This is a genomic window from Cupriavidus sp. 05T41 (genome assembly GCF_056396525.1).
In genome coordinates this window covers 1-25,098 of sequence record NZ_JBFTLQ010000097.1, presented here as the reverse complement: position 1 = coordinate 25,098, position 25,098 = coordinate 1, and the positions used below count along the sequence as shown (strand labels likewise).

At 67.2% G+C, this 25,098-nt stretch carries 18 protein-coding genes and 2 tRNA genes; 9 read left to right on the top strand and 11 right to left on the bottom strand.

What is annotated here, in order from left to right:
* Together AC1DKV_RS34975 and AC1DKV_RS34970 are read right to left on the bottom strand one after the other, a co-directional pair.
* The coding region (locus AC1DKV_RS34975) for a hydantoinase/oxoprolinase family protein (protein WP_477139138.1) at positions 1 to 2,313 on the bottom strand (2,313 nt) is incomplete at its 3' end.
* Between the two features lie 103 nt (positions 2,314 to 2,416).
* A complete protein-coding gene (locus AC1DKV_RS34970; protein WP_477139137.1) occupies positions 2,417 to 3,019 on the bottom strand; it encodes a winged helix DNA-binding protein in 603 nt (200 codons plus the stop codon).
* A 319-nt stretch (positions 3,020 to 3,338) separates the two neighbouring features.
* On the opposite strand from AC1DKV_RS34970, the gene AC1DKV_RS34965 reads away from it, so the two are divergent.
* From AC1DKV_RS34965 to pgi, 8 genes are all read left to right on the top strand, one after another.
* Positions 3,339 to 4,682 carry an amidase gene (locus tag AC1DKV_RS34965; RefSeq protein WP_441615797.1) on the top strand — a complete coding sequence of 448 codons (1,344 nt, stop codon included), beginning with the start codon at positions 3,339 to 3,341 and terminating at the stop codon, positions 4,680 to 4,682.
* A gap of 334 nt (positions 4,683 to 5,016) precedes the next feature.
* Positions 5,017 to 5,979 (top strand): TRAP transporter substrate-binding protein, encoded by a 963-nt coding sequence (locus tag AC1DKV_RS34960; protein WP_477139140.1) that lies wholly within the window; start codon positions 5,017 to 5,019, stop codon positions 5,977 to 5,979.
* Positions 5,980 to 6,104: 125 nt separating this feature from the next.
* A complete protein-coding gene (locus tag AC1DKV_RS34955; RefSeq protein WP_441615799.1) occupies positions 6,105 to 6,656 on the top strand; it encodes a TRAP transporter small permease subunit in 552 nt (183 codons plus the stop codon).
* A complete protein-coding gene (locus AC1DKV_RS34950) occupies positions 6,656 to 7,966 on the top strand; it encodes a TRAP transporter large permease (protein ID WP_477139136.1) in 1,311 nt (436 codons plus the stop codon). Before AC1DKV_RS34955 ends, AC1DKV_RS34950 begins: the two co-directional genes overlap by 1 nt.
* Positions 7,967 to 8,030: 64 nt before the next feature.
* On the top strand, positions 8,031 to 9,332 hold the full coding sequence (locus tag AC1DKV_RS34945; protein WP_477139135.1) for a D-amino acid dehydrogenase: 1,302 nt from the start codon (positions 8,031 to 8,033) through the stop codon (positions 9,330 to 9,332).
* 2 nt (positions 9,333 to 9,334) lie between these two features.
* On the top strand, positions 9,335 to 10,948 hold the full coding sequence (locus AC1DKV_RS34940) for an NAD(P)H-hydrate dehydratase (RefSeq protein WP_477139134.1): 1,614 nt from the start codon (positions 9,335 to 9,337) through the stop codon (positions 10,946 to 10,948).
* Positions 10,945 to 11,913, top strand: a complete 969-nt coding sequence (locus tag AC1DKV_RS34935; RefSeq protein WP_477139133.1) for a DMT family transporter — start codon at positions 10,945 to 10,947, stop codon at positions 11,911 to 11,913. The genes AC1DKV_RS34940 and AC1DKV_RS34935 overlap by 4 nt, the downstream gene beginning before the upstream one ends.
* 184 nt (positions 11,914 to 12,097) lie before the next feature.
* Positions 12,098 to 13,729 (top strand): glucose-6-phosphate isomerase, encoded by a 1,632-nt coding sequence (pgi, locus tag AC1DKV_RS34930; RefSeq protein WP_477139132.1) that lies wholly within the window; start codon positions 12,098 to 12,100, stop codon positions 13,727 to 13,729.
* 36 nt (positions 13,730 to 13,765) lie between these two features.
* Here the strand turns inward: pgi and AC1DKV_RS34925 are convergent, their stop codons facing one another.
* A complete protein-coding gene (locus AC1DKV_RS34925) occupies positions 13,766 to 14,464 on the bottom strand; it encodes an ABC transporter ATP-binding protein (RefSeq protein ID WP_477139131.1) in 699 nt (232 codons plus the stop codon).
* Between AC1DKV_RS34925 and AC1DKV_RS34920 the strand changes: the two genes are divergently transcribed.
* Complete coding sequence (locus tag AC1DKV_RS34920; RefSeq protein WP_477139130.1) at positions 14,463 to 15,140, top strand: arylesterase; 678 nt, start codon at positions 14,463 to 14,465, stop codon at positions 15,138 to 15,140. The two genes, AC1DKV_RS34925 and AC1DKV_RS34920, sit on opposite strands and share 2 nt — an antisense overlap.
* 98 nt (positions 15,141 to 15,238) lie before the next feature.
* Here the strand turns inward: AC1DKV_RS34920 and AC1DKV_RS34915 are convergent, their stop codons facing one another.
* The 8 genes from AC1DKV_RS34915 to mnmC1 all read right to left on the bottom strand — a co-directional run.
* The gene (locus AC1DKV_RS34915; RefSeq protein ID WP_477139129.1) at positions 15,239 to 17,188 is read right to left on the bottom strand and encodes a SurA N-terminal domain-containing protein; all 1,950 of its coding nucleotides are present in this window, start codon (positions 17,186 to 17,188) and stop codon (positions 15,239 to 15,241) included.
* 198 nt (positions 17,189 to 17,386) lie between these two features.
* Positions 17,387 to 17,463 (bottom strand) — tRNA-Asp (locus AC1DKV_RS34910).
* Between the two features lie 56 nt (positions 17,464 to 17,519).
* Positions 17,520 to 17,595, bottom strand: a tRNA-Val gene (locus tag AC1DKV_RS34905).
* A 280-nt stretch (positions 17,596 to 17,875) separates the two neighbouring features.
* On the bottom strand, positions 17,876 to 20,287 hold the full coding sequence (gene lon / locus AC1DKV_RS34900) for an endopeptidase La (protein WP_477139139.1): 2,412 nt from the start codon (positions 20,285 to 20,287) through the stop codon (positions 17,876 to 17,878).
* Positions 20,288 to 20,534: 247 nt separating this feature from the next.
* Entirely contained in the window at positions 20,535 to 21,809 is a 1,275-nt protein-coding gene (gene clpX / locus AC1DKV_RS34895; protein WP_441615816.1) for an ATP-dependent Clp protease ATP-binding subunit ClpX, read from the bottom strand.
* Between the two features lie 240 nt (positions 21,810 to 22,049).
* Positions 22,050 to 22,700, bottom strand: coding sequence for an ATP-dependent Clp endopeptidase proteolytic subunit ClpP (gene clpP, locus AC1DKV_RS34890; protein WP_477139128.1), 651 nt, complete (start codon positions 22,698 to 22,700; stop codon positions 22,050 to 22,052).
* An 82-nt stretch (positions 22,701 to 22,782) separates the two neighbouring features.
* On the bottom strand, positions 22,783 to 24,141 hold the full coding sequence (tig, locus tag AC1DKV_RS34885) for a trigger factor (protein ID WP_477139127.1): 1,359 nt from the start codon (positions 24,139 to 24,141) through the stop codon (positions 22,783 to 22,785).
* 228 nt (positions 24,142 to 24,369) lie between these two features.
* Positions 24,370 to 25,098 (bottom strand): FAD-dependent 5-carboxymethylaminomethyl-2-thiouridine(34) oxidoreductase MnmC1 (mnmC1, locus tag AC1DKV_RS34880; RefSeq protein WP_477139126.1); only part of this gene is annotated, 729 nt, incomplete at its 5' end.

The following is a 25,098-nucleotide window of genomic DNA, read 5'->3' as shown; positions in this document are numbered from 1 at the left end:
CTCGCCCATCGAGCCAAGATGCACCGGCATGTGCGGCGCGTTGGCGATCAGGTTGCCGTCGGCGTCGAAGATGGCGCAGGAGAAGTCGAGCCGCTCCTTGATGTTGACCGAGTAGGCGGTGTTCTGCAGCCGCTGCCCCATCTGCTCGGCGATCGACATGAACAGGTTGTTGAAGACCTCCAGCATGACCGGGTCGGCATCGGTACCCATGGCGCGGCGCTGCGGGCGCGGCACCGCGCGCGTCAGCACGAGGTGGTCGCGCGCGGTCAGCTCGGCCTGCCAGCCGGGCTCCACCACGGTGGTGGCGTTGCGCTCGGCGATGATGGCCGGGCCGGGCAGCACGTCGCCGGGGCGCAGCGCGTCGCGCGGGAACAAGCCCGTGTCGTGCCAGGAGCCGCCGCTGAACATGCGCACCTGCTCGGCCGGCACCGGTCCGCCGCTGCGCGGCAGCGGCTCGGGCAGTTTTTCCGCGGGCGGCTCGCTGCTGCCGATGGCTTCCACCGACACGGCTTCCACGATCAGCGGCTTGCCCTGCATCAGGAAGGCGTAGCGCTGGCGGTAGGCGGCGTCGAACGCGGCCTGCATGGCCGGCAAGGTGCCGAACGGCACCACCAGCGCGGAGTCCGTGCCCTCGTAGCGCAGGTGGGCGCGGCGCACCACGTCGATCTGCGCGTCGGCCACTTCCTGCTCCAGCAGTTCGTTGCGCGCTTGCTGGGCCAGTGCGTCGAGCGTGGCCTGCAGGGCCGGCAGGGCATCGGCGTCGAGCCGCGCTTCCACCGCGCGCTCGCGCATCGCGGTGCGGTCGGCCAGCCCCATGCCGTAGGCAGAAAGCACACCGGCCAGCGGGTGGACGAAGACGGTCTGCATGCCGAGCGCGTCCGCCACCAGGCAGGCATGCTGGCCGCCGGCGCCGCCGAAGGTGGTGAGCGTGTAGCCGGTCACGTCGTGGCCGCGCTGCACCGAGATCTGCTTGATCGCGTTGGCCATATTGCCCACCGCGATCTCGATAAAGCCTTCGGCCACCTGTTCGGGGCTGCGCGCGTMGCCGGTGGCGGCACTGACGGCCCGCGCCAGCTCGCCGAAGCGGGCCAGCACGGCGTCGCGGTCCAGCGGCGCGTCGGCGCGGGGCCCGAATACGCTCGGAAAATGGCGCGGCTGGATCTTGCCCAGCATGACGTTGCAGTCGGTCACGGCCAGCGGGCCGCCGCGCCGGTAGCTGGCCGGCCCCGGGTTGGCGCCGGCCGAATCCGGGCCCACGCGGAAGCGGCTGCCGTCGAAATGCAGGATCGAGCCGCCGCCGGCGGCCACCGTGTGGATGCTCATCATCGGCGCGCGCATGCGCACGCCCGCCACGCTGGTCTCGAACACGCGTTCGAAATCGTTGGGATGGCTGCCATTGAAATGCGACACGTCGGTGGAGGTGCCACCCATGTCGAAGCCGATGATGCGCCCGAAGCCGGCGCTCTGCGACGAGCGCACCATGCCGACGATGCCGCCGGCCGGGCCGGACAGGATGGCGTCCTTGCCCTGGAACCGGTGCGCGTCGGTCAGGCCGCCGCTGCTTTGCATGAACTGCAGCCGCACGCCCGGCATCTGCTGCTCGACCTGCTCCACGTAGCGGCGCAGGATCGGCGAGAGATAGGCGTCCACCACCGTGGTGTCGCCGCGCGAGACCAGCTTCATCAGCGGCGACACCTGGTGCGAGACCKAGATCTGCGTAAAGCCGGTCTCGCGCGCGATGCGCGCCGCGGCCCGCTCGTGCGCCGGCTCGCGGTAGCCGTGCAGGAACACGATGGCGATGGCGCGGGTGCCGCCGGCGAACACGCGCTGCATGTCCGCGCGCAGCGCGGCTTCATCGAGCGGCGTGACCATATTGCCCTGGGCATCGATCCGCTCGCCCACTTCCACCACCTCGCGGTAGAGCAGTTCGGGCAGCACGATGTTCAGGTCGAACAGGCGCGGCCGGTTCTGGTAGGCAATGCGCAGCGCATCGCGAAAGCCCCGCGTGATGAACAGCGCCAGCGGCTCGCCCTTGCGCTCGAGCAGCGCGTTGGTCGCCACCGTGGTGCCCATCTTCACCACCTCCACCAGCGCCGGCGTCACCGGCTCGCCGGGCGCCAGGCCCAGCAGGTKCCKGATGCCGGCCACGGCGGCGTCGCTGTACTGCTCCGGATTCTCGGACAGCAGCTTGTGCGTGACCACCGTGCCGTCGGGGCGCAGCCCGACCACGTCCGTGAAGGTGCCGCCACGGTCGATCCAGAATTGCCAGCGGCGGCGGTCCGGGACGAAGGCGGCGGAGGATGGCTGCGACATGCGGTGGCTTCCTTGTTTATCGTGGTGGAAATGTMGGGTACGCGGGCGGCACGCCGGCAGCGCAAGCCGCCGTGCGCGCAGGAGCGCTCGCTGGCGGCCGGGGCTACAGCGATGTGGCCGAGCGCGCGGCCTGCTCGTACAGGCCGGTAAGCACGCGCAGCAGCCGTGCCAGCTCGCCGATCTCGATGTTCTCCGCGCTGCCCGCCGTGAAGTTGCTGGTCAGGCATTGCTCGCGGATCTCGCGATAGCGGGCACAGGCCTGGGTGCCGGCCGGCGTGGTGGTGTAGGTCGCCTCTTTGCCGACCCGTTCGCCCTCGACCAGCCCGATGCCCTGCAGCTTTTTCAGCGCATAGGTCACCAGGTGCGTGTCTTCCACGTTCAGCACGAAGCAGATATCGGCCAGCCGCTTGGGCCGGGCGCGGTGGTTKACGTGATGCAGCACCAGCACGTCCAGAAAKGTCAGGTCGCGCACGCCGGAGGCGCCCATGCAGCGCACCACCSAGCGGCTGTAGGCGTTATAGGCCGTATTCAGGCCGAACTCGAACTCGGACAACTCGGGGCTGCGCTCGGACACCAGGTGCGAAGACGAGACGATATTGGGCCCGAGCGCGCGCGGCGGCGCGCCCGCTTCCGCCCTGGCGGCGCCCTGCTGCCCGGCATTGTCGTGCTCGGCCGGTACCTGGCCGGCGGCTGGCTTACGAGCCATGTCTTCACTCCTCTCTCGTTGTTGATTCCATGAGCCGGCGTGACACGGGCAATCCGGAGCGACTAGGTATATCCCCGATGGCCTCGCGCACAGATTTGGCTTGACAGTTTATTAACAAATTATGAGGATAAACGCCAAATAAATCCAAGCAAAACATCGGGGACGTGGCAGTGGATTCTGCACGAAGAGAGGGCAGGCAAAACCGTTTACGCACTATCGCGGGGACAACGGACAACCCTTGCGCAGCCTGGTTGCGCCGCGCCGGCGCACTGGCTAGACTCGATCCGAACCCTGCCAAGCGCAACTGATCGCGAGCCAAATGCCCACGGATATCCATACATTACAGACAAAACTTCGCGACGGCACCGCATCGCGTGCCGGCGTGATTGCCGAAGCCGCCCATCTGGCGCGGCAACCCGCGGCGCAAGCCGTCCTGCTCCACCCCACCTTCGACACCGCGGCCGAGACCGCGCGCGCGGCCGATGCCGCCGCGCAGGCCGGCCAGCCATTGCACCCGCTGGCCGGCCTGCCGGTGTCCGTCAAGGATCTGTTCGACGTCACCGGCCAGACCACCCGCGCCGGCTCCCCGGTGCGCGCCGACGCGGCCCCGGCCACGGCCGATGCGACCGTGGTGCGCCGCCTGCGCGAGGCCGGCGCGGCGCTGGTGGGGCGCACCAACATGACCGAGTTCGCCTTCTCCGGCGTCGGCATCAACCCGCATTTCGGCACGCCGGTGAATCCGGCCGATGCCGGCGTGGCGCGCATTCCCGGCGGCTCGTCGTCGGGCGCGGCGGTGTCGGTGGCGCTGGGCCTGGCGGTTGCCGGGCTGGGCAGCGACACGGGCGGCTCGATCCGCATTCCGGCGGCGCTCTGCGGGCTGACCGGCTTCAAGCCGACCGCCCGGCGGGTGCCGCTCGACGGGGCCTTCCCGCTGTCCTATACGCTCGACACGGCCTGCGCGATGGCCCGTTCGGTGCATGACTGCGCGCTGGTGGACAGCGTCATCGCGGACCAGGCCGTGGTGCCGGCCAGCAAGGCCCTGGCCGGCATTCGCCTGGCCGTGCCGCGCCAGTACCTGCTGGACGACCTGGACACCACCGTGGCGCGCGCCTTCGACCGGACCCTGGCCCGCCTTTCCGCGGCCGGCGTGCGGATCGAACAGATCGACCTGCCGGAGCTGGCCGAGCTGCCCGCGATCAACGCGGCCGGCGGCTTCACGGCTGCCGAGGCCTACGCCATCCATCGCGGCACGCTGGCCAGCCGGCGCGAACAATACGATCCGCGCGTGGCCATGCGCATCGAACGCGGCGCCGCCATGGGCGCGGCCGACTATGTGGACCTGATGCGCGTGCGCGCCGGCTGGATCGCGCGCGTGCTGGCGCGCATCGACGGTTTCGACGCGGTGGCCTGCCCCACGGTGCCGATGGTGGCGCCCGCGATCGCGCCGCTGGCGCAAGACGACGCGCTTTTCTTCCGCACCAACGCGCTGCTGTTGCGCAATACCTCGGCCTTCAATTTCCTCGACGGCTGCTCGATCTCCCTGCCCTGCCACCAGCCGGACGAACTGCCGGTCGGGCTCATGCTCTCGCACGGCGCGCTGCGCGACGCGCAGTTGCTGGGCACGGCAATTGCATTGGAGAACATCGTCAAGCCGGCCGCCTGAGGCGCCCGCACCGTGACAAGGCGCTTGCCCGCGTGGCCCCTGAGCCAGTCMGCGCGGGCAAGACAGAGACAGGACAACGGGAAGACAAGGCAAAGACAAGGAAAAGACAAAGGCCCTGCGCGCACGGGACTTGCGCGAGGCGCGCGCAGGACAAGGCAGCCCCCGAAGGCAGCACCCGAAGGCAGCACCCGAAAGCAGAACCGAAGCAGAGCCGAAGCAGAACCGAAGCAGAGCCAAAGCAGAACCCAGGTAGCACCGAAGCAGCAAAAAAACAKAACGAGCCGCAACGACAAACCAGGAGAGATCGATGCAAGGGAAGGCAACACTGAAGTACATGCTGCTGGGCGGGGTGCTCGCCACCGCGTCCATGCTGGCCCCCGTGGCGCAGGCGCAGACCAAGTGGGACTTGCCGACCGGCTACCCCACCAACAACCTGCACACCGAGAACCTGCAGCAGATGGCCAGCGATGTGGAGAAGGCCACCGGCGGCAAGCTCAAGATCGTGATCCATCCCAACGGCTCGCTGCTCAAGGCCAACGAGATCAAGCGCGGCGTGCAGACCGGCCAGGTGCAGATGGGCGAGATCCTGATGTCGCTGCTGGCCAACGAGAACCCGGTGTTCGGCGTGGACGCGGTGCCCTTCCTGGCCACCAGCTACCAGGACTCCTACAAGCTGTGGCAGGCGTCGCGCGCGGTCACCGACAAGGTGCTCGACAAGCAAGGCATGAAATTGCTCTACGCCGTGGCCTGGCCGCCGCAAGGCATCTACGCCAACAAGCCGATCAACGCCGCGGCCGACATGAAGGGCCTGAAGTGGCGCGCCTATAACCCCGCCACGTCCAAGATCGCCGAACTGGTGGGCGCGCAGCCGGTAACCATCCAGGCCGCCGACCTGGCGCAGGCGCTGGCCACCGGCACGGTCAACTCGTTCATGTCCTCCGGCGCCACCGGCGTCGACACCAAGGTGTGGGAGAGCGTGAAGTACTTCTATACGGTGGACGCCTGGCTGCCAAAGAACATGCTGGTGGTCAGCAAGAAGGCCTTCGCCGCGCTGGACAAGCCGACACAGGACGCCGTGCTCAAGACCGTGGCCGAGGCCGAGAAGCGCGGCTGGCAGGTCTCCGAGCAAAAGACGCGCGAATACCTGGCCGTGCTCGGCAAGAACGGCATKGCCGTGCAGCCGCCCTCGCCGCAGCTCAGGCAGGACATGCAGAAGGTTGGCCAGACGATGGTKGACGAATGGGCCAGGAGCGCCGGCGACGACGGCAAGGCCATCCTCGAAGCCTACAAGAAGTAAGCCGGCTTCCGGCGACAAACCAGCGGGCAGCGGCGCAACGGCAAGCGCCCCCCATGTAGCCGCGGCAGCGTTCCAGCCGCCGCGGCCCGCGTCTCTTTTCACCGCATCATCCCTCCTCACCCGCCATGGAAGCTCCTGCTGTCAACAAGCGCTGGCTGGACCGGCTGCTTGACCTGCTCGCCGTGCTCGGCGCGCTGTGCATCCTCGGGGTCTGCATCGTCATGATCCTGATGTCCTTCTCGCGCGAGACCACCATCATCTTCAAGGGCGGCGACGACATCGTCGCCTGGCTTTGCGCCGCCTCCGCCTTTCTCGTGCTCGGCCAGACCTTCCAGCACGGCGGCATCGTGCGCGTGGAAATGCTGCTCGAAGCCGTGAGCCCGCGCCAGCGCTGGTGGCTCGAACTGCTTTCGCTGACCATCTGCGCCGCCTTCGCGGCCTATGCCACCTGGGCCTTGTTCAGCTTCGCCTGGCAGAGCTGGGAAATCGGCGATGTCTCGCAGGGCCAGATCGTGGTGCCCCTGTGGATTCCGCAGAGCTTTGCCGTGCTGGGCTGCGCCGGCTTCACGCTGGCCGTGCTCGACGAGTGGCTGCGCGTGGCGCGCCGCCAGAAGCCCCGCTACCAGCTGGCGCAGGAAGCCAAGCTGGCCGCCGGCGATTTCGGGGAGACCGTCTGATGAGCACCATCCTTGTTTCCCTGGTCCTGCTGGTGGTGATGATCGTMTTCCTGGTGATMGGGGCGTGGATCCCGGTGGCCATCGCCGTCACCTCCTGGGTGGGCCTGGTGGTCTTCGCCGACCACGATGCGCTGGTCAACCTGGCCAACTCATGGTGGTCGTCGAGCGCCTCCTACACCCTGGCCTCGCTGCCGCTGTTCGTATGGATGGGCGAGATCCTGTTCCGCACCAAGCTGTCCGAGCAGATGTTCAACGGCCTGTCGCCATGGCTGAACTGGCTGCCCGGGCGACTGATGCACGTCAATATCCTGGGCTGCGGCATCTTCGGTTCCGTCTCGGGCTCGTCGGCGGCCACCTGCGCCACCATCGCCAAGTCCGCGCTGCCGGAACTGACGCGGCGCGGCTATGACGAGCGCGTGACGCTGGGCTCGCTGTCGTGCGCCGGCACGCTCGGCATCCTGATCCCGCCGTCGATCACCATGGTGGTCTATGCGGTGTCGGCCGACGTCTCCATCATCCGGGTGTTCCTGGCGGGTTTCCTGCCGKGCTTGCTGCTGATGCTGCTGTTCTCCGGCTATATCGTGGTGTGGGCGCTGTCCAACCCGGACAAGACACCGCCGGCCGAGCGCTTCGACTGGCGCTCGCGCCTGGCCTCGGTGCGCCAGCTGATGCCGTGCATGATCCTGATCGCCTTCATCACCTGGATCATGATCACCGGCTATTCCACCGCCACCGAGGCGGCCGCCTACGGCGTGGTGGCGTCGCTGGGACTGGCGTGGATGGGCGGCTCGCTGACGCGCAAGGCGTTCTGGGAAAGCCTCATGTCGGCCACGCGGCTGACCGCCATGATCATGTTCGTGCTGGGCGCCACCTCGTTCCTGTCGGTGACCATGAGCTTCACGGGGATCCCGCGCGCGCTGGCCGAATGGGTGGCTTCGATGCACCTGTCGCCGTGGTCGCTGATCGCCGTGCTGACGGTKATCTATATCCTGCTGGGCACCGCGCTGGACGGCATTTCCATGATCGCGCTGACCACCGCCACGGTSCTGCCGATGGTGCAGGCSGCSGGCTTCGATCTGGTATGGTTCGGSATMTTCATCGTGCTGCTGGTSGAGATCGCCGAGGTCACGCCRCCSGTSGGCTTCAACCTGTTCGTGCTGCAGAGCATGACGGGCAAGGACAGCAACTACATAGCGCGGGTATCGCTGCCGTTCTTCATGATGATGGTGGTAGCCATCGGCATCATCACCGTGTGGCCCGACCTGGTCACATGGCTGCCCGACGTGGTGATGCAGAAAGAACTGAAGTGACGGCCGCCCCGCGCTGCCGGCAGCATTGCAATGCAGCGGGGGCCGCGGCCCCCAACGGAGTGCCATGCATGTGATCGTCATCGGCGCCGGCGTGATCGGCGTCTGCTCGGCCTGGTACCTGCGCGAAGCGGGCTTCGAAGTGACCGTGGTGGAGCGGCGCGCCGCACCTGCGCAGGAGTCCAGCTTCGGCAATGCCGGCGTGATCGCGCCGGGCTATGTCACGCCATGGGCCGCGCCCGGAATGCCGGGCAAGGTGCTGCGCAACCTCTTCGCCAGCACCTCGCCGGTACTGTTCCGGCCCAGCGCCGATCMGGCCATGTGGCGCTGGATCCTGCGCTGGCTGGGCGAATGCACRCTGGAGCGCTACCGCGTCAACAAGGTGCGCATGCAGCGCCTGGCCTTCTACAGCCGCGAGTGCCTGCACAAGCTGCGCGGCCGGCTCGAGATCGACTACGAGCAATCGCAGGGTTATCTGCAACTGTTCCGTACCCGCCGCGACCTGGACCTGGCAGGGCCCGCCCTGGCGCTGCTGCGCGAGCACGAGGTCCCGCATCGCCTGGTCGATGCCGCGGGTTGCCGGGGCATCGAACCCGGGCTGACCACCGACACCCCGCTGGCCGGCGGCCTGCACCTGCCCGAGGACGAGTCGGGCAACTGCCCGATGTTCGTGCGCCGGCTGCGCGTGCTGGCCGAAGCCGCGGGCGTGCGCTTCGTCATGGACAGCGACGCCGCCGCCCTGCGGCCGCTGCCGGGCGGGCAGCTCGCGCTGGACTTGCGCGATGCCGGCGGCGGCGCCGGCAGCATCAAGGCCGGCGGCGTGCGCGAAACGCTTGCGGCGGACCGCGTGCTGGTGTGCGCGGGCGTCGCCAGCGCGGCGCTGCTGCGCCCGCTCGGCCTGCGCATTCCGCTCTATCCGGTCAAGGGCTACTCCGCCACGGTGCAGGTCAGCGACGAGCTGCAGGCACCGCTGGCCGCGCTGATGGACGAATCGTACAAGGTGGCCATCACGCGCATGGGCAACCGCCTGCGCATCGCCGGCACGGCCGAACTCGGTTCGCGCCGCCTCGACCTGCGCCCCGCCGCCATCAATACCTTGCTCAAGGTCGCGCGTGACTGGTTTCCCGTGGCCGGCCACTACGGCAGCGCCACGCTCTGGGCCGGCGCGCGGCCCATGCTGCCGGACGGCMCGCCGCTGATCGGCGCGACTGCCGTGCCCGGGCTCTTCCTCAATCTCGGCCACGGTTCGACCGGCTGGGCCATGGCCTGCGGCTCGGGCCGCGTCGCCGCCGACCTGATCGCCGGCAACCGCCCCGCCATCGACCTGGACGGCCTGACGCCGGCCCGCTACGGGCTCGGCCCGCGCTGATCATGCAGACACCTTTGCCATTGCCCTCCCGGCCGGCCGATGCCTGGCTGGCGCTTGACGCCGCAAGCCACGGCGAGATCCCGCTCTACGACGTGGCCGCCATCCGCCGCATCGAGGCCAGCGCCATGGCCACGCTGCCCGCATTMGAGCTGATGTCGCGCGCGGGCGCGGCCGCGGCGGACTGGCTGGCGCGGCAAGCGCCGGACGGCCCGCTGCTGATGCTGGCCGGCCCCGGCAACAACGGCGGCGACGCGCTGGTGGCCGCMACCCGCCTGCACCTGGCCGGCCRCAAGGTCCAGGCATGGCTGACAGCCGACCCGGACCGCCTGCMCGCCGATGCGGCACGCGCGTGGCTGGAGGCGCGCGCGGCCGGCGTGCCGCTGCATGCGGTGCCCGAATCCGCCTGCCGCGGCGGCTTGCCGCCGTTCCCCGCCGACACCCGCGCGCTGGTGGACGGCTTGCTCGGCATCGGCCTGAACCGCGCCGCCGACGGCTACATGGCGCAGTGGATCGTCCAGGCGAACGACGCTGGCTTGCCGGTATTCGCGCTCGACATCCCCAGCGGCCTGTTCGCCGATACCGGCGCCGGCGCGCCGGCGGTGCGGGCCTGCCGCACGCTGACCTTCATCGGCGCCAAGCCCGGCCTGCTCACGCTCGATGGCCGCGACTGCGCGGGCGAGGTCGACATCGCMCCGCTGGGCCTGCCCTACCCGCCGGCCGAAGCGCCCTGCGCCATGGTCGGCCTGCCGGCATCGTTCGCCGCAGCGCTGCCCGCGCGCCGGCACGCCACCAACAAGGGCAGCTTCGGCTCGCTGGCCGTGATCGGCGGCGGCATCGGCATGACGGGGGCGCCCTTGCTTGGCGCGCGCGCCGCGCAGCACCTCGGTGCCGGGCGCGTGCATATCGCCTTCCTGGCGCAACCGGCCCCGCTGCTCGATCCCGTGCACCCGGAGCTGATGCTGCACCCGCTCGCGGATATCGAGCTGGCGAACATGTCCGCGCTGGTGATCGGCCCCGGCATGGGCACCGGCGCCGCGGCCCGCAAGCAGTTCGCGCAACTGCTGCACGGCTGCGCCGCGGCCACCGGCGCGCCCGCGCTGGTGCTGGACGCAGACGCGCTCAATATGCTGGCCGCCGACCCCGCGCTGGCTGCCATGCTGGCGGCCAGCCAGCTGCCCCGCGTGATGACGCCGCACCCGCTGGAGGCGGCACGCCTGGCCGGCCTGAGCGTGGCCGAGATCCAGCGCGACCGCCTCGCGGCGGCGCGCTCRCTGGCGGCGCAATGGCAGGCGGTGGTGGTGCTCAAAGGCTCTGGCACGGTGATCGCGGCACCTCCCGACGCAGGGAGCACCCAGGCCCTGTCGATCAATCCGACCGGCAACGCCGGGCTGGCCACCGCCGGCACTGGCGACGTGCTGGCCGGCATGATCGGCGCCCTGCTGGCGCAGGGCATGCCGCCGCTGCAAGCCGCGCAGGCAGCCGTATGGCTGCACGGGCGTGCCGCCGATTTTCTGGTGGCCGAGGGCACCGGCCCCGCGGGACTGACCGCCAGCGAGCTTTACATACCGCTGCGCAGCCTGTTCAACGCCCTGCTGCGGGAGCCGCGCCGCGCATGAACAACGCCACCGATCGCGGCGCACGCCTGGCCCCGCCGGCTCCGGCGAACTCCCCGGCCCGGCGCCAGCTGCTCACCGGCGTTGCGCTGCTGGTGCTGGGCCAGTGGATACTGAGCCTGCTCGACGCCAGCAGCAAGACGCTGACCCATCAGGGCGTGCCGGTGGTCGGCGTGGCCTGGGTGCGCTACGTGGGGCATGTGGTTGCCATCTTCCTGCTGCTGGGGCCGGCACGCTTTCGCGCGCAATGGCGTCCGGTAAAGCCGGGCCTGCAATGGCTGCGCGGCGGGCTGATGCTGGTTTCCACGCTGGTGTTCTTCAGCGTGCTCAAGCTGATGCCGCTGGCCGAGGCCACCGCGCTGAACTTTTGCGCGCCGCTGTTCGTGGTGGCGTTGTCGCCGTGGCTGCTGGGCGAGCGCCCCGGCATCCATGCCCGCGCCAGCCGCTGGACCGGCGTGGCGATCGGCTTTGCCGGCATGCTGGTGGTGGTGCGCCCCGGTGGCGAGCTGAGCGCGACCGGCATTGCGCTGGGCCTGCTGTCCGCGCTGGTGTTTGCGCTGATGCAGATGCTCACGCGGCGCATCGCCGCGCATGACGCCCCCATGACCACGCTGATCCAGAGCGGCTTCACCGGCGCGGCSCTGACCACCGTGCTGGTGCCCTTCTTCTGGTTCGACGCCGCGCCCACGCCGCTGCAGGCGGTCTTGCTGCTGAGTACCGGCATCACCGGCTCGGTCGGACATTACTTCGTCATCCRCGCGTTCCAGTATGCGGATGCGTCGTTCCTCAGCCCCTTCCTGTACCTGCAGATCCTGTMGGCCACCACCATCGGCTACCTGGCCTTCGGCCAGCTGCCGGACTGGATCACGGCACTGGGCGTKGCGGTGATCTGCGTCGGCGGCGTCTGCGTGGCCGGCGGCGAATCGGCGCTGCGCGCGGTGGCGCGGCGGCTTGGACGCGCGCAGTGAGTGTCAGCCAGGCGCCGACAGCGCGCCATACCCCCATTTGGTAGTGTTTCCGAATCCGCAGCAATGCTGTCTATTCCCGCTATTTGCCAAAGCCGCGTCAAGCGGGAGCGCTATACTTGAAAGCGGCTTCCGCCGGCCGGTCTCCGTACTGCATACCCAAGAATCTCCAGAGAATCACGCACGCATGCCCACCGATCTCCACGCCTGGCACTCTCTCCTGCAGCATCATGAAGCGATCCGCGAAACACCGATGCGCGACTGGTTTGCGGCCGGCGATGCAGGCCAGCGTGTCGCCCAGTTCTCACTGGAAGCGGCCGGCCTGTATCTCGACTATTCCAAGAACCGCATCACGCCGCAGACCGTTGCCCTGCTGATGCAGCTGGCCGACGAGGCTGGCGTCCCCGGGCGCCGCGACGCCATGTTCGCAGGCGACCACATCAACGCCACCGAAGACCGCGCCGTGCTGCACATCGCGCTGCGCGCCGAATGCAACTCTGCGTTCAAGGTCGACGGCAAGCCGGTGATGTTCGCGATCCATGACGTACTCGAGCGCATGCGCGCCTTCTCCGGGCGCGTGCGCAGCGGCGAGTGGACCGGCGCCACCGGCAAGCGCATCACGGACGTGATCAACATCGGTATCGGCGGCTCGGACCTGGGCCCGCGCATGGTGTGCCGGGCGCTGTCGCACCTGGCCGGCGGCGGGCCGCGCATGCATTTCGTCTCCAACGTGGACGGCACCGAACTGGCCGAGACGCTGGAGCGCCTGGACCCGGAACAGACCCTGGTGATCGTCTGCTCGAAGACGTTCACCACGCTCGAGACCATGGCCAACGCCAACAGCGCGCGCGAGTGGTTCCTCGCGCGCGGCGTGAACCAGGCGCAACTGGCCAGCCATTTCGCCGCGGTGTCGACCAATGTGGAAGCGGTGCGCGCCTTCGGCATCGACCCGGCCCATATGTTCGAATTCTGGGACTGGATCGGCGGGCGTTTTTCGCTGTGGTCGTCGGTGGGGCTGTCGATCGCGCTGGCGGTCGGCTTCGACGCCTTCGCCGACCTGCTGGCCGGCGGCCGCGCCATGGACGCGCATTTCGCCAGCGCGCCGCTGGAACGCAATATGCCGGTGGTGCTGGGCATGCTCGGCATCTGGTACCGCAACTTCTTCGGCATGCCGACCAGTTGCATGGCGCCCTATTCCACTTCGCTGGAACTGTTCCCCGCCTTCCTGCAGCAACTGGAGATGGAGAGCAACGGCAAGTCGGTCCAGCTGGATGGGCGCAATGTGCGCGCGCATACCGCCCCCGTGGTCTGGGGTTCGGCCGGCACCAACGGCCAGCACGCGTATTTCCAGCTGATTCACCAGGGCTCGCAGATCGTGCCGGTGGATTTCGTGGCGCCGCTGCGGCCGCCGCGCGAGCTGCCCGGCCACCATGCCAAGCTGCTGGCCAACTGCTTCGCGCAAGGCGAGGCGCTGATGCGCGGGCGCAGCGCCGAGGAATTGCGCKCCGGCGGCATGCGCGACGAGCTGCGGATCGCGCATATGGTGTTCGAGGGCAACCGGCCCAGCAATACGCTGCTGATCGAAGACATCACGCCACATACGCTGGGCGCGCTGATCGCCCTCTATGAACACCGCACCTTCGTGCAGGGCGTGGTCTGGAACATCAACTCGTTCGACCAGTGGGGCGTGGAGCTTGGCAAGATCCTGGCCAAGCCGATCGAGGCAGAGCTGACAGGCACCGCGGCCGCGCCGGCGCAGCACGATGCCTCCACCAGCAACCTGATCGCTCGGGCGCGCGCCGCGCTGGGCCAGCCCTAGCCCGCGCCTGCCGGCCGGCCTGCGCGCGGCGCGGGGTCAGACCGGCGCGCTCATCCATTCGTCCCTGGCCACGCGCCCTGCCTCGATGGTCAGGATGCGCCCGCAGCGCGCCGCCACCGAGCGGTCGTGCGTCACCAGCACCAGGGTCGAGCCGGCGTCGCGGTTCAGCTCGAACATCAGGGCGATCACAGCCTCTCCGGTGGCCGTGTCGAGGCTGCCGGTGGGCTCGTCGGCGAACAGGATATCGGGCCGCGCGACGAAGGCGCGCGCAAGTGCAACGCGCTGCTGCTCGCCGCCGGACAGCGTGCGCGKATAATGGGAAAGCCGCCCGCCCAGGCCAACGCGTTCCAGCATGTCGGCGGCGCGTTCGCGCACGCTGGTGGTTTCCCCGCGCAGTTCGAGCGGCAGCATGACATTCTCCAGCGCGTTCAGGTGGCCGACCAGCTGGAACGACTGGAACACAAAGCCCACATGGCGTCCGCGCTGCGCCGCGCGCTGGTCTTCGTCGAGCTMGAACAGGTCCTGCCCGTTGAGCCTGACGGTGCCCGTGGTGGGCAGGTCCAGGCCAGCCAGCAGGCCCAGCAGGGTCGACTTGCCCGAGCCGGAAGCGCCGACGATGGCCAGCGTCTCCCCGGGCGTGACGGAAAACGTGACGTCATGCAAAATCGTCAGCGAACCGGTCGTGTCGGCAACGGTCTTTCCTAGTGACTCGACAGCAAGAATGGAAGAAGACATGAGCAAGAAGTTCTGGTGCGGTTGGCGCAAGCTGGCGCTGGCGCTATGTGCTGCCACGGTGTTGCCCGTCACCGCATCGGTGGCGCACGCGGCAACGCAGGCGCCGGCCATCCTGGTGCTGGGCGACAGCCTGTCCGCCGAATACGGCATCGCGCGCGATGCGGGCTGGGTCAAGCTGCTGGAAACGCGGCTGCGCACAGAGCGTCTCGATTATAGCGTCGTGAATGCCAGCATCAGCGGCGAGACCACCGTGGGCGGCAAGACCCGCCTGCCCGACCTGCTGGCCCGGCACCATCCGGCCGTGGTGATCGTCGAGCTCGGCGCCAACGATGCGCTGCGCGGCCTGCCGCTGCAGACCACCGAGGCCAACCTGCGCAGCATCGTCAGCGGCGCGCAGCAGGCCAAGGCCAGCGTGCTGCTGGTCGGCATGCGCATCCCGCCCAACTACGGGCCGGACTATACCGAGCGCTTCTTCGCGCTCTATCCCAGACTGGCCAGCGAGTACAAGACGCGGCTGGTGCCATTCCTGCTCGAGCACGTGGTGAGCAAGCCGGACTKGTTCCAGCAGGACCGCATCCATCCCACCGCGCAGGCCCAGGGCACCTTGCTCGATACGGTGTGGCCGCAGMTCAGGCCCCTGCTCAAAGGGCCCGCGGCGCGCACCGCCGGACGCTAGGGATTGYCGTGGCATCGGGCCTGCGCGCAGCGCCGGGCCGCCTGAAACKAGAAGAGGCGCCACATGGGCGCCTCTTCTCGTTTGCTGCGATGCCGGTGTTACTGCGCGGCGGCACCGCTGGCTGAACCTGCGTCCGCGGCCGCCGCGGGCTTGAGGACCTTCACCTTCGCACGGGCCTTCAGGCTGTCGTAGAAGGCTTCCAGTTSGGTCTGGCCGGCCATCTGGGCCAGTTGCTGGGCTTCGCCCTGGCGCTGCGCGGCGTCGGCCTGCGCGGGCTGGCTGATCTTGGTGATGCGGTAGATCGCATAGCCATCCGCGCCCAGGTCCACCCCGACCAGCGCGGKCAGCTTGGCGACATCGGCGCGCATCACGGCCTCCAGCGCCTTCGGCTGCAGGCCGCCGGCCTTGGCACGCGAGACCGTGACCGCGGCGCCGAAGCCCTCGGCGCTTGCGCTCTTCTTCAGCGCCTCGAGGCGGGCCGCGCCTTCCTTGTCGGCCAGCTCGGCTGCCTGCTGCGCGATATAGCCTTCGCGCACCTTGGCCTGCACCTCCTCGAACTTGCGCGTGGTGGCCGGACGGTAGTCGACGATGCGCGCCGCCACCAGGGTGTTGGGCGCCACCTGCACGGCTTCCGTATTGCGCTTGCTCTTGATCGAGTCGTCGCTGAACAGGGCCTTGAGCAGCTTCTCGTTGTTGAGCGGGCTCTGCGCACCCAGCGCCGGGTTGGGCTCGCGCGTCACGTTGTCGGCGCTCTGGATGGCCAGCTTGAACTTCTCGGCCGCCGGCTTGAAGCTGTCCGACTGTTCATAAACCGTGTTGCCGAACGAATCGGCCAGCTCGGTGAACTTCTTGGCGGCCAGTTGCTTGCGCAGTTCGGCTTCCAGTTCGGTGCGGACCTGGTCGAGCGGCTTGGTCTCGGCCGCCTTGATGCCGGTGAGCTTGATGATGTGGTAGCCGTAGTCGGTCTCCACCACGTCGCTGATCTGGCCGTCCTTGAGCGCGAACATGGCGTCCTCGAACGGCTTGACCAGCGCGCCGCGGCCCATGAAGCCGAGGTCGCCGCMCTTCTCCGCCGAGCCCGGGTCCTTCGATTCCTTGCKGGCCACGTCGGCGAAGGATTCGGGGTGCTTGCGCAGGTCGTCCAGCAGCTTGGTGGCCTTGTCCTTGGCGGCCTTGCGGTCCGCCGCCGGGGCATCCTTGGCGGCGGCGATCAGGATATGGCTGGCGCGGCGCTGCTCGTCGGTGCGAAAGCGCGCGATATTGCTGTCGTAGTAGGACTTGAGCTCATCGGGCGTGACCGCCAGCGACGCGGCCAGCGCATCGGCCGACAGCACGAGGTAGTCGACCTTGGCCTGCTCGGGCACGGCGAACTGGGCCTTGTGGCTTTCGTAGAACGCCTTCAGCGCGGCATCGTCCGGGTTGACCTTGGCGGCGAAGTMGGCGGGCTTGAACTGCAGCACCTGCACATCACGCTGCTGGTCGCGGATGGCGATCAGGCGGTCGAGCAGTGACTTGGGAACGAAGGCGGTACCGCCGATCGAGCCGCCCAGCTGCTGCGTGGCGAGATCGAAACGCATGCGCGCGTCGAACTGCTCGGGCGTCATGCCCTGCTGGGCCAGCAGCGCGACGTAAGCCTTGTCGTCGATGGTGCCGTCCTTCTTCTTCGGCAACTGCGCGATGGCCGGGATGCTGCTGATGCTCTCGAACAGGCGTTCGTTGGAGACGGTCAGGTGCTTGCTGGCGACCTCGTTGGCCACCACGCGTTGCAGGATCAGCTGGTCGAGCACCTGCTGGCGGGCCTGCGTGCCTTCGAACTGGCGCGGGTCATAGTTGGTGCCGAGCACCTGGCGCATGCGCTCGCTCTGGTCGCGCACCACGTTGTCGACTTCCTGCGTGGTGATCGCGCGGCCGTCGACCTTGGCTGCGTCGTGCGAGCTGTCCATGAAACGCGAGTAGCTCTCCACGCCGAAGAACACAAACGACGGGAAGACAAGCACCAGCAGCAGCAAAAGCATCAAGCGCCGGTTGTTGCGAACGAAATCAAGCATGCTGACTCAGGAAAAGGGTTKGTACGAACGGCAAACTCCGGGATTCTATCAGGAGCGGCAGGCTTCACGTGATTTGCGGGTGCCGCGCTCGCCTGGCGCATMACGGCAGCGCGCGGCGAATGGAGGTTTGCGCGAAGGCGGCAGGCGCAGAAAAGCAAAACGGGCCGCGAAGGGCCCGTTTTGCTGACTGCGTATATCTGGCGGAGTGGACGGGGCTCGAACCCGCGACCCCCGGCGTGACAGGCCGGTATTCTAACCAACTGAACTACCACTCCTGGATTCGGTGCGGCTGCATGCGCMGGTGGTGTGGCTTGTCTTGCGGCAGRAGCGATGGTGGGTGCTGAGGGGCTCGAACCCCCGACCTACGCCTTGTAAGGGCGCCGCTCTACCARCTGAGCTAAGCACCCGCTCGTACCGCAGCCACACTGCATGCTGCAAGCATCGCCGCGCACATATCAGAGCATTTACTGCTGTTTGCGTTGCGAGGCCGCAAGTGTAATACAGGCTTTGGCCTTTTGCCAAGCATTCTTCGCGCTAGCGTCGAACAGCGCGAAGGCCGCATGAATACCCCTGAAAACAGGGGTCGGCGCGCAATGAAAAAACGCCGCGGGCGTGACCCGCGGCGTCTTCCATTGCTGCMATCCTGCGAGGCCCCGAACGGCGAGCCCCGGCGATCCCGGTGAGATCTCAGTGGTGGATCATCTCGACTTTGGCAGCAGCCTTGTCCGCCACGTCGGCGGGCTTGGCCACATCTTCGGTCAGCGGCTCGGGCTTGCGCTCGAGCGCGAGTTCCAGGACCTTGTCGATCCAGCGCACCGGGACGATCTCGATGGCGTTCTTGACGTTGTCCGGAATCTCCGCGAGATCCTTCACATTCTCCTCGKGGATCAGCACCAGCTTGATKCCGCCGCGATGGGCCGCCAGCAGCTTCTCCTTGAGGCCGCCGATCGGCAGCACTTCGCCGCGCAGCGTGATCTCGCCGGTCATGGCCACGTCGGCACGCACGGGAATGCCCGTCAGTACCGATACCAGCGCCGTGGTCATCGCACCGCCGGCCGAAGGACCATCCTTGGGAGTGGCGCCTTCGGGCACGTGGATGTGGATGTCGCGCTTCTCGAACATCTCGTCCGTAATGCCCAGACGACGTGCCCGCGARCGCACCACCGAGCGTGCTGCCTCGACCGATTCCTTCATCACGTCGCCCAGCGAGCCGGTGCGGGTGATGTTGCCCTTGCCCGGCATGATCGCGGCTTCGATGGTCAGCAGATCGCCGCCCACTTCCGTCCACGCCAGCCCGGTCACCTGGCCCACCTGGTTTTCCTTGCCGGCCAGGCCGAAGTCGTACTTGCGCACGCCGAGGAATTTGTCCAGGTTCTCCGAGGCTACCTTGACCGTGCCCGATTCCTTCTTGAGCAGCAGCAGCTTCACCACCTTGCGGGCGATCTTCGACACTTCACGCTCGAGCGAACGCACGCCCGCTTCCCGCGTGTAGTAGCGGATGATGTCGCGCAGGGCTTCTTCGCTGACTTCGATCTCGCCTGCCTTCAGACCATTGTTCTTGATCTGCTTGGGCAGCAGGTAGCGCTGGGCGATGTTGACCTTTTCCTCTTCGGTGTAGCCCGAGAGGCGGATCACTTCCATGCGGTCCAGCAGCGGCGGCGGGATGTTCAGCGAGTTSGAGGTCGCCACGAACATCACGTCCGACARGTCGAAGTCCACTTCGATGTAGTGGTCCTGGAACGTGTGGTTMTGTTCCGGGTCCAGCACCTCGAGCAGCGCCGACGACGGGTCGCCGCGGAAGTCCATGCCCATCTTGTCGATTTCGTCGAGCAGGAAGAGCGGGTTGCGCACGCCGACCTTGGACAGGCTCTGCAGGATCTTGCCCGGCATCGAGCCGATGTAGGTACGGCGATGGCCGCGGATCTCGGCCTCGTCGCGCACGCMGCCGAGCGCCATGCGCACGAACTYGCGGTTCGTGGCGCGCGCCACCGACTGACCGAGCGAGGTCTTGCCCACGCCGGGAGGCCCGACCAGGCACAGGATCGGCGCCTTCACCTTGTCCACGCGCTGTTGCACTGCGAGGTACTCGAGAATGCGTTCCTTGACCTTYTCCAGGCCATAGTGGTCTTCGTCCAGCACGCGCTCGGCGTTGGCGAGGTCGTTGTTGACCTTGCTCTTCTTGCGCCACGGCAGGTTGACCAGCGTGTCGATGTAGTTGCGCACGACGGTGGCTTCGGCCGACATCGGCGACATCAGCTTGAGCTTCTTGAAYTCGGCGTCGGCCTTCTTCTTGGCTTCCTTCGGCATGCGCGCAGCCTTGATGCGCTTGTCGAGTTCTTCCAGGTCGGCGCCTTCTTCGCCCTCGCCCAGTTCCTTCTGGATGGCCTTGACCTGCTCGTTCAGGTAGTACTCGCGCTGGCTCTTCTCCATCTGGCGCTTGACGCGGCCACGGATGCGCTTCTCGACCTGGAGGATGTCGATCTCGCCTTCGAGTTGCGACAGCAGGCTTTCCAGGCGTTCGGTGACGTTCACCATCTCCAGGATCTTCTGCTTCTGCTCGAGCTTGATCGGCAGGTGCGCGGCGATGGTGTCGGCCAGGCGGCCAGGCTCGTCGATGCCCGACAGCGAAGTMAGGATCTCGGGCGGGATCTTCTTGTTCAGCTTCACGTACTGGTCGAACTGCGACACGATGGCGCGACGCAGCGCCTCCGTCTCGGCGGTCTCGACCGGGCCCGGCGGCACGGGCACGGCTTCGCACATGAAGTGYGAGTCGTCTTCGCTCACTTCGCGGATATTCGCGCGCTGCGTGCCTTCCACCAGCACCTTGACGGTGCCGTCGGGCAGCTTGAGCATTTGCAGGATATTGGCGATGCAGCCTACCTCGTAGAGGTCGTCGGCGGTCGGCTCATCCTTGGCCGCCGTTTTCTGGGCTACAAGCATGATGCTCTTGCCCGACTCCATCGCAGTTTCAAGCGCCTTGATGGACTTCGGACGTCCCACGAACAGTGGGATCACCATGTGCGGAAACACCACCACGTCGCGCAACGGCAACAGTGGGAGGCGAATCGGCTCAGCCGGGAGGAGTTGTGTTCCGGACATCATTTTCCCCAGTCAGTCATTTAGGCGTAAATTGGGTCRCATGAATCGATTGCAAGACAGGCGTCGCCAACGATTCATGACCCCGTGCAAATGCTGCTTGCCTCACTTGCAGGACCCGTCCAAACAGCATACCCCCGTTTCCTCCCCTTCGTTTTACGAAAATGAAGAAAAAAAGCCGCTCGCTTTTCGCGAGCGGCCTTTCGGACTCGCTGCCGGCCTGTGATTCAACATCAAGCCGGCGTCCGCGTCAGTTCGAACCAGCCACCTTCGGCTGATCCTCGTACATCAGCAGCGGCGGAGCATCCCCGGTGATGGTGTTCTCGTCGATCACCACCTTCTGCACGCCCTTGTAGTTGGGCAGGTCATACATCACATCCATCAGCGACTGCTCGAGAATCGAACGCAGGCCGCGCGCACCGGTCTTGCGGCGGATGGCCTTGCGGGCGATCGCCGACAGCGCCGCCGGGCGGATTTCCAGCTCGACGCCTTCCATCGCCAGCAGCTTCTGGTATTGCTTGATCAGCGCATTCTTGGGCTCGACCAGGATCTGCATCAGCGCGGCCTCGTCCAGCTTGGCCAGCGTGGCGACCACCGGCAGGCGGCCGATCAGTTCCGGGATCAGGCCGAACTTGATCAGGTCTTCCGGCTCGGTCTGCGGCAGCACTTCGCTGGCGTCGCGTTCTTCCTTGCTCTGCACCTGCGCGGCAAAACCGATGCCGGTCTTGTCCGAGCGCTGCATGATGACCTTTTCCAGGCCATCGAATGCACCGCCGCAGATGAACAGGATATTGGTGGTATCCACCTGCAGGAAGTCCTGGTTCGGATGCTTGCGGCCACCCTGCGGCGGCACCGAGGCCATGGTGCCCTCGATCAGCTTGAGCAGCGCCTGCTGCACGCCCTCGCCCGACACATCGCGCGTGATGGACGGGTTGTCCGACTTGCGCGAGATCTTGTCGATCTCATCGATGTAGACGATGCCGCGCTGCGCCTTCTCCACCTCGTAGTTGCAGTTCTGCAGCAACTTCTGGATGATGTTTTCCACGTCCTCGCCGACATAGCCGGCCTCGGTCAGCGTGGTGGCGTCGGCGATCACGAACGGCACGTTGAGCAGGCGCGCCAGCGTCTGCGCCAGCAGCGTCTTGCCSGAGCCGGTCGGCCCGATCAGCAGGATATTGCTCTTGGASAGTTCGACGTCGTCTTTCTTGCCGAGATGCTTCAGGCGCTTGTAGTGGTTGTAGACCGCTACCGCCAGGATTTTCTTGGCTTGCTCCTGCCCGATCACGTATTGATCCAGGCTTTCGCGGATCTCGTGCGGCGTGGGGAGATCAGACTTGGCCGCGCCACCTGCATCCTTGTCGGATGCGGCTGCCTCGTCGCGGATGATCTCGTTGCACAGGTCGATGCATTCGTCGCAAATGAACACCGACGGGCCAGCGATGAGCTTCTTTACCTCGTGCTGGCTCTTGCCGCAGAACGAGCAGTAAAGGAGCTTCTCGCTCGATGAACCTTTTTTATCCGCCATAGGAATCAGTCACATTAGCAGTGTGCGTGCCGCAGGGCCAAGAGCGCTGCKGGGATACGCTTCAAACGCATCATACGCCAAAACAATTGGCGCGGCGGTGGAACCCCTACGCTGTGGGGCAAAAGCAAAAAYGAGGCGCCAGGCCTCGTTTCTGCATAGCCTTCGTCATTCCGCCGGCCCCGGGTTCCCGAAGGTCCCGGTCCGGCACCGCCCGGCCGCCAGCGCGCCCGGGACGGCTTATCAGCTACGGCGGGCGATGACCTTGTCGATCAGGCCATAGTCCACCGCCTGGTCGCCGCTCATGAAGTTGTCGCGATCGGTATCGCGGGCAATCTTCTCGACAGACTGGCCAGTGACTTCCGACAGGATGCCGTTGAGCCGCTCGCGCAGGTACAGGATCTCGCGCGCCTGGATCTCGATATCCGAGGCCTGGCCGCGCGCGCCGCCCAGCGGCTGGTGGATCATGATGCGCGAGTTGGGCAGCGCCGAACGCTTGCCCTTGGCGCCCGCTGCGAGCAGGAAGGCGCCCATGCTGGCGGCCATGCCCATGCACAGCGTCGACACGTCGGGCTTCACGAACTGCATCGTGTMGTAGATGGCCAGGCCAGCCGACACCGAGCCACCCGGCGAGTTGATGTAGAGCGAGACGTCCTTGTCGGGGTTTTCGCTCTCCAGGAACAGCAGCTGTGCCACTACCAGGTTAGCGGTCTGGTCGTTGACTTCGCCCACCATGAAAATCACGCGCTCCTTCAGCAGGCGCGAGTAAATGTCATAGGCGCGCTCGCCCCGACCGGACTGCTCGACCACCATCGGCACCAGCCCGAGTCCCTGCGTTTCCAGGGCGGAGGCCTGCGTGGTGGCCAGACGGTCAAGCAAATCATTGCGGGTCATGCAAGTTCTCCTGGAGTTCGGTGAGAGACAAGGCCGCGGCCGGTGCGCACGCTGGAAGCGGCGCGCCGGCCATGGGCCAGGCTCAGGCCTGCTGGGGCTGGTTGCCTTCGGCAGTCAGTTCCTCGAAGGACACCGTCTTGTCGGTGACCTTGGCCTTGTMGCACACGAAATTTACCACGTTGTTTTCCAGCACGTAGGCCTCCATCTCGGCCAGGCGCTGCTGGTCGCCGTAGTACCAGCGCATGACTTCCTTCGGGTCTTCGTAGCTCTTCGCGAAGTCCTCGATCTCGGCCTTGATCTGGTCAGCCTTGGCGTCCAGGCCGTGGGCCTTGACGATCTCGGCCAGGATCAGGCCCAGCTTGACGCGGCGCTCGGCCTGCTGGGTGAACATCTCGGCCGGAATCGGCATGTCCTTGGCGTTCGGCATGCCGCGTTGTTCCAGGTCGCGGCGGGCCATTTCGACCAGGCGCTCCTGGTCTTGCTCGACCAGTGCCTTGGGCACGTCCAGCTCGCTGGCCTTGAGCAGCGCGTCCATCACCTGGTCCTTGAGCATGGCGTGGGTGCGGCGCTTGACTTCACGCTCCAGGTTTTCGCGGATGTCGGCACGCATCTTCTCGACGCTGCCGTCGGCGATGCCGAGCGTCTTGGCGAACTCGTCATTGACTTCCGGCAGGTGCGCCCACTCGATCTTCTTCAGCGTGACGGTGAACTCGGCGGTCTTGCCGGCCACTTCCTTGCCGTGGTAGTCCTCGGGGAAAGCCAGCGGGAAGGTCTTGCTTTCGCCGACCTTCAGGCCCAGCGCAGCAGCCTCGAACTCGGGCAGCATGCGGCCTTCGCCCAGCACGAAGGCGAAGTCGTCCGCCTTGCCGCCGGGGAATTCGACGCCGTCGATCTTGCCGATGAAGTCCAGCGTGACGCGGTCGCCGTTCTGGGCCGCCACTTCGCCGCCGCCGTCGCCGTGCTCGCCGGCTTCGCCGCGGGTGTGGTAGTGCACGCGCTGCTTGCGCAGGATGTCGATGGTCTTGTCGACTTCGGCATCGGTGATTTCGGTCTTGGTGCGGGTCACTTCGGCGTCCKACAGGTCACCGAGCTTGACTTCCGGGTACACCTCGAAGGTGGCGTCGAAGGCCACCTGGTCTTCGGCGATGCCGTCGGTCTTGACTTCGAACTTGGGCTGGCCAGCGACCTTGACGTCCTGTTCCTTGGTGAGGTCGAAGAACTTGCGGGCAGCCTTGTCGTAGCGCACTTCGAACTCGACTTGCTGGCCGTATTGCTTYTCGACCATCTTCATCGGCACCTTGCCSGGRCGGAARCCGGACATCTTCACCGTCTTCGACAGGCGMACCAGRCGTTCCWGSKTTTCCTTYTSSACTTCGGCCTTGGGAATRGCCAGGGTCACCTTGCGGTCCAGTTTGCCAAGGTTTTCAATGACATTCGACATGGTCGTTGATCCAATCCAGAGATGTTGTTGTGTTCGTAAGCGCACTCCGCTCGCGTGCCCGGCATCACTTGGGCAATGCGCAGCGGCGAGCGCCGGTGCCAGTGCGAAGCTCTGCATGAAAACCGCCGGCACGCGCTGAGAACCGCGCCCCGGGAGCTTCCGGGCATAGGCCCCGCGCAAACGGAAAACGGGGATTATCGCACGGTTTTCGTTCGGTTCCGGCAGTTTTTACCCGGTAACGGGCTCGGAACCGCGCGTGCAGCCCGCGCCGGCGTCCGCCGCCAGCCCTTGCCGCAAGGCGCGAACCAGCAGCCGCGCCGGATCGACGGCCTCGGMCAGCTCGAGTTCGAGCGGCAATGGCTCCCCCTCGATCTGGCTGGCCAGCAATTCCGCCCCCAGTGCGGCCCATGTGAGGCCACGCGAGCCATATGCAAGGGCCGCATAGAGACCGGGCAGGCGCGGCACGTCGCGCAGGCGCGCGCCGCGCAAGGCGGATGCGTCGCGCGCAGCCCGGGCCTCGTCGGCAATGCGCCCGATCAGCGGCAGGCGATTGTGCGAAACGCTGCGCACGCCGACATAGCCCGCAAGCGCAGCCGGATCGAGCGCGGCCGCGGCCCCGGCCAGCCCGGGCAGCAGGACACCGAGCTTGGCCAGGTTCTCGGCATGCACTTCGGTGCGCTCGCGCAGATCGCCGGCATCCTCGCCGGCAGGTTCATAACTCGATCCGAAGCGCGCGCTCCCGTCCCCGGCGCGTGGCAGCAGGTAGCCGGTCCCGGTCACCACGCAGTCGGGCCAGGTGCCGAGCTGCGCCACCTGCGCCGGCGCGAGCGTGGTCAGCTGGCCGCGCACCCGGTCGATCGTCATATGGCGCAGCGGCAGCAGGCGCAGCGCCTCGTGGGCGTTGGCGAGCACCACCACCGGCGCCCGCGCCAATACCGCGCCGGCCTCGTCGAGGGC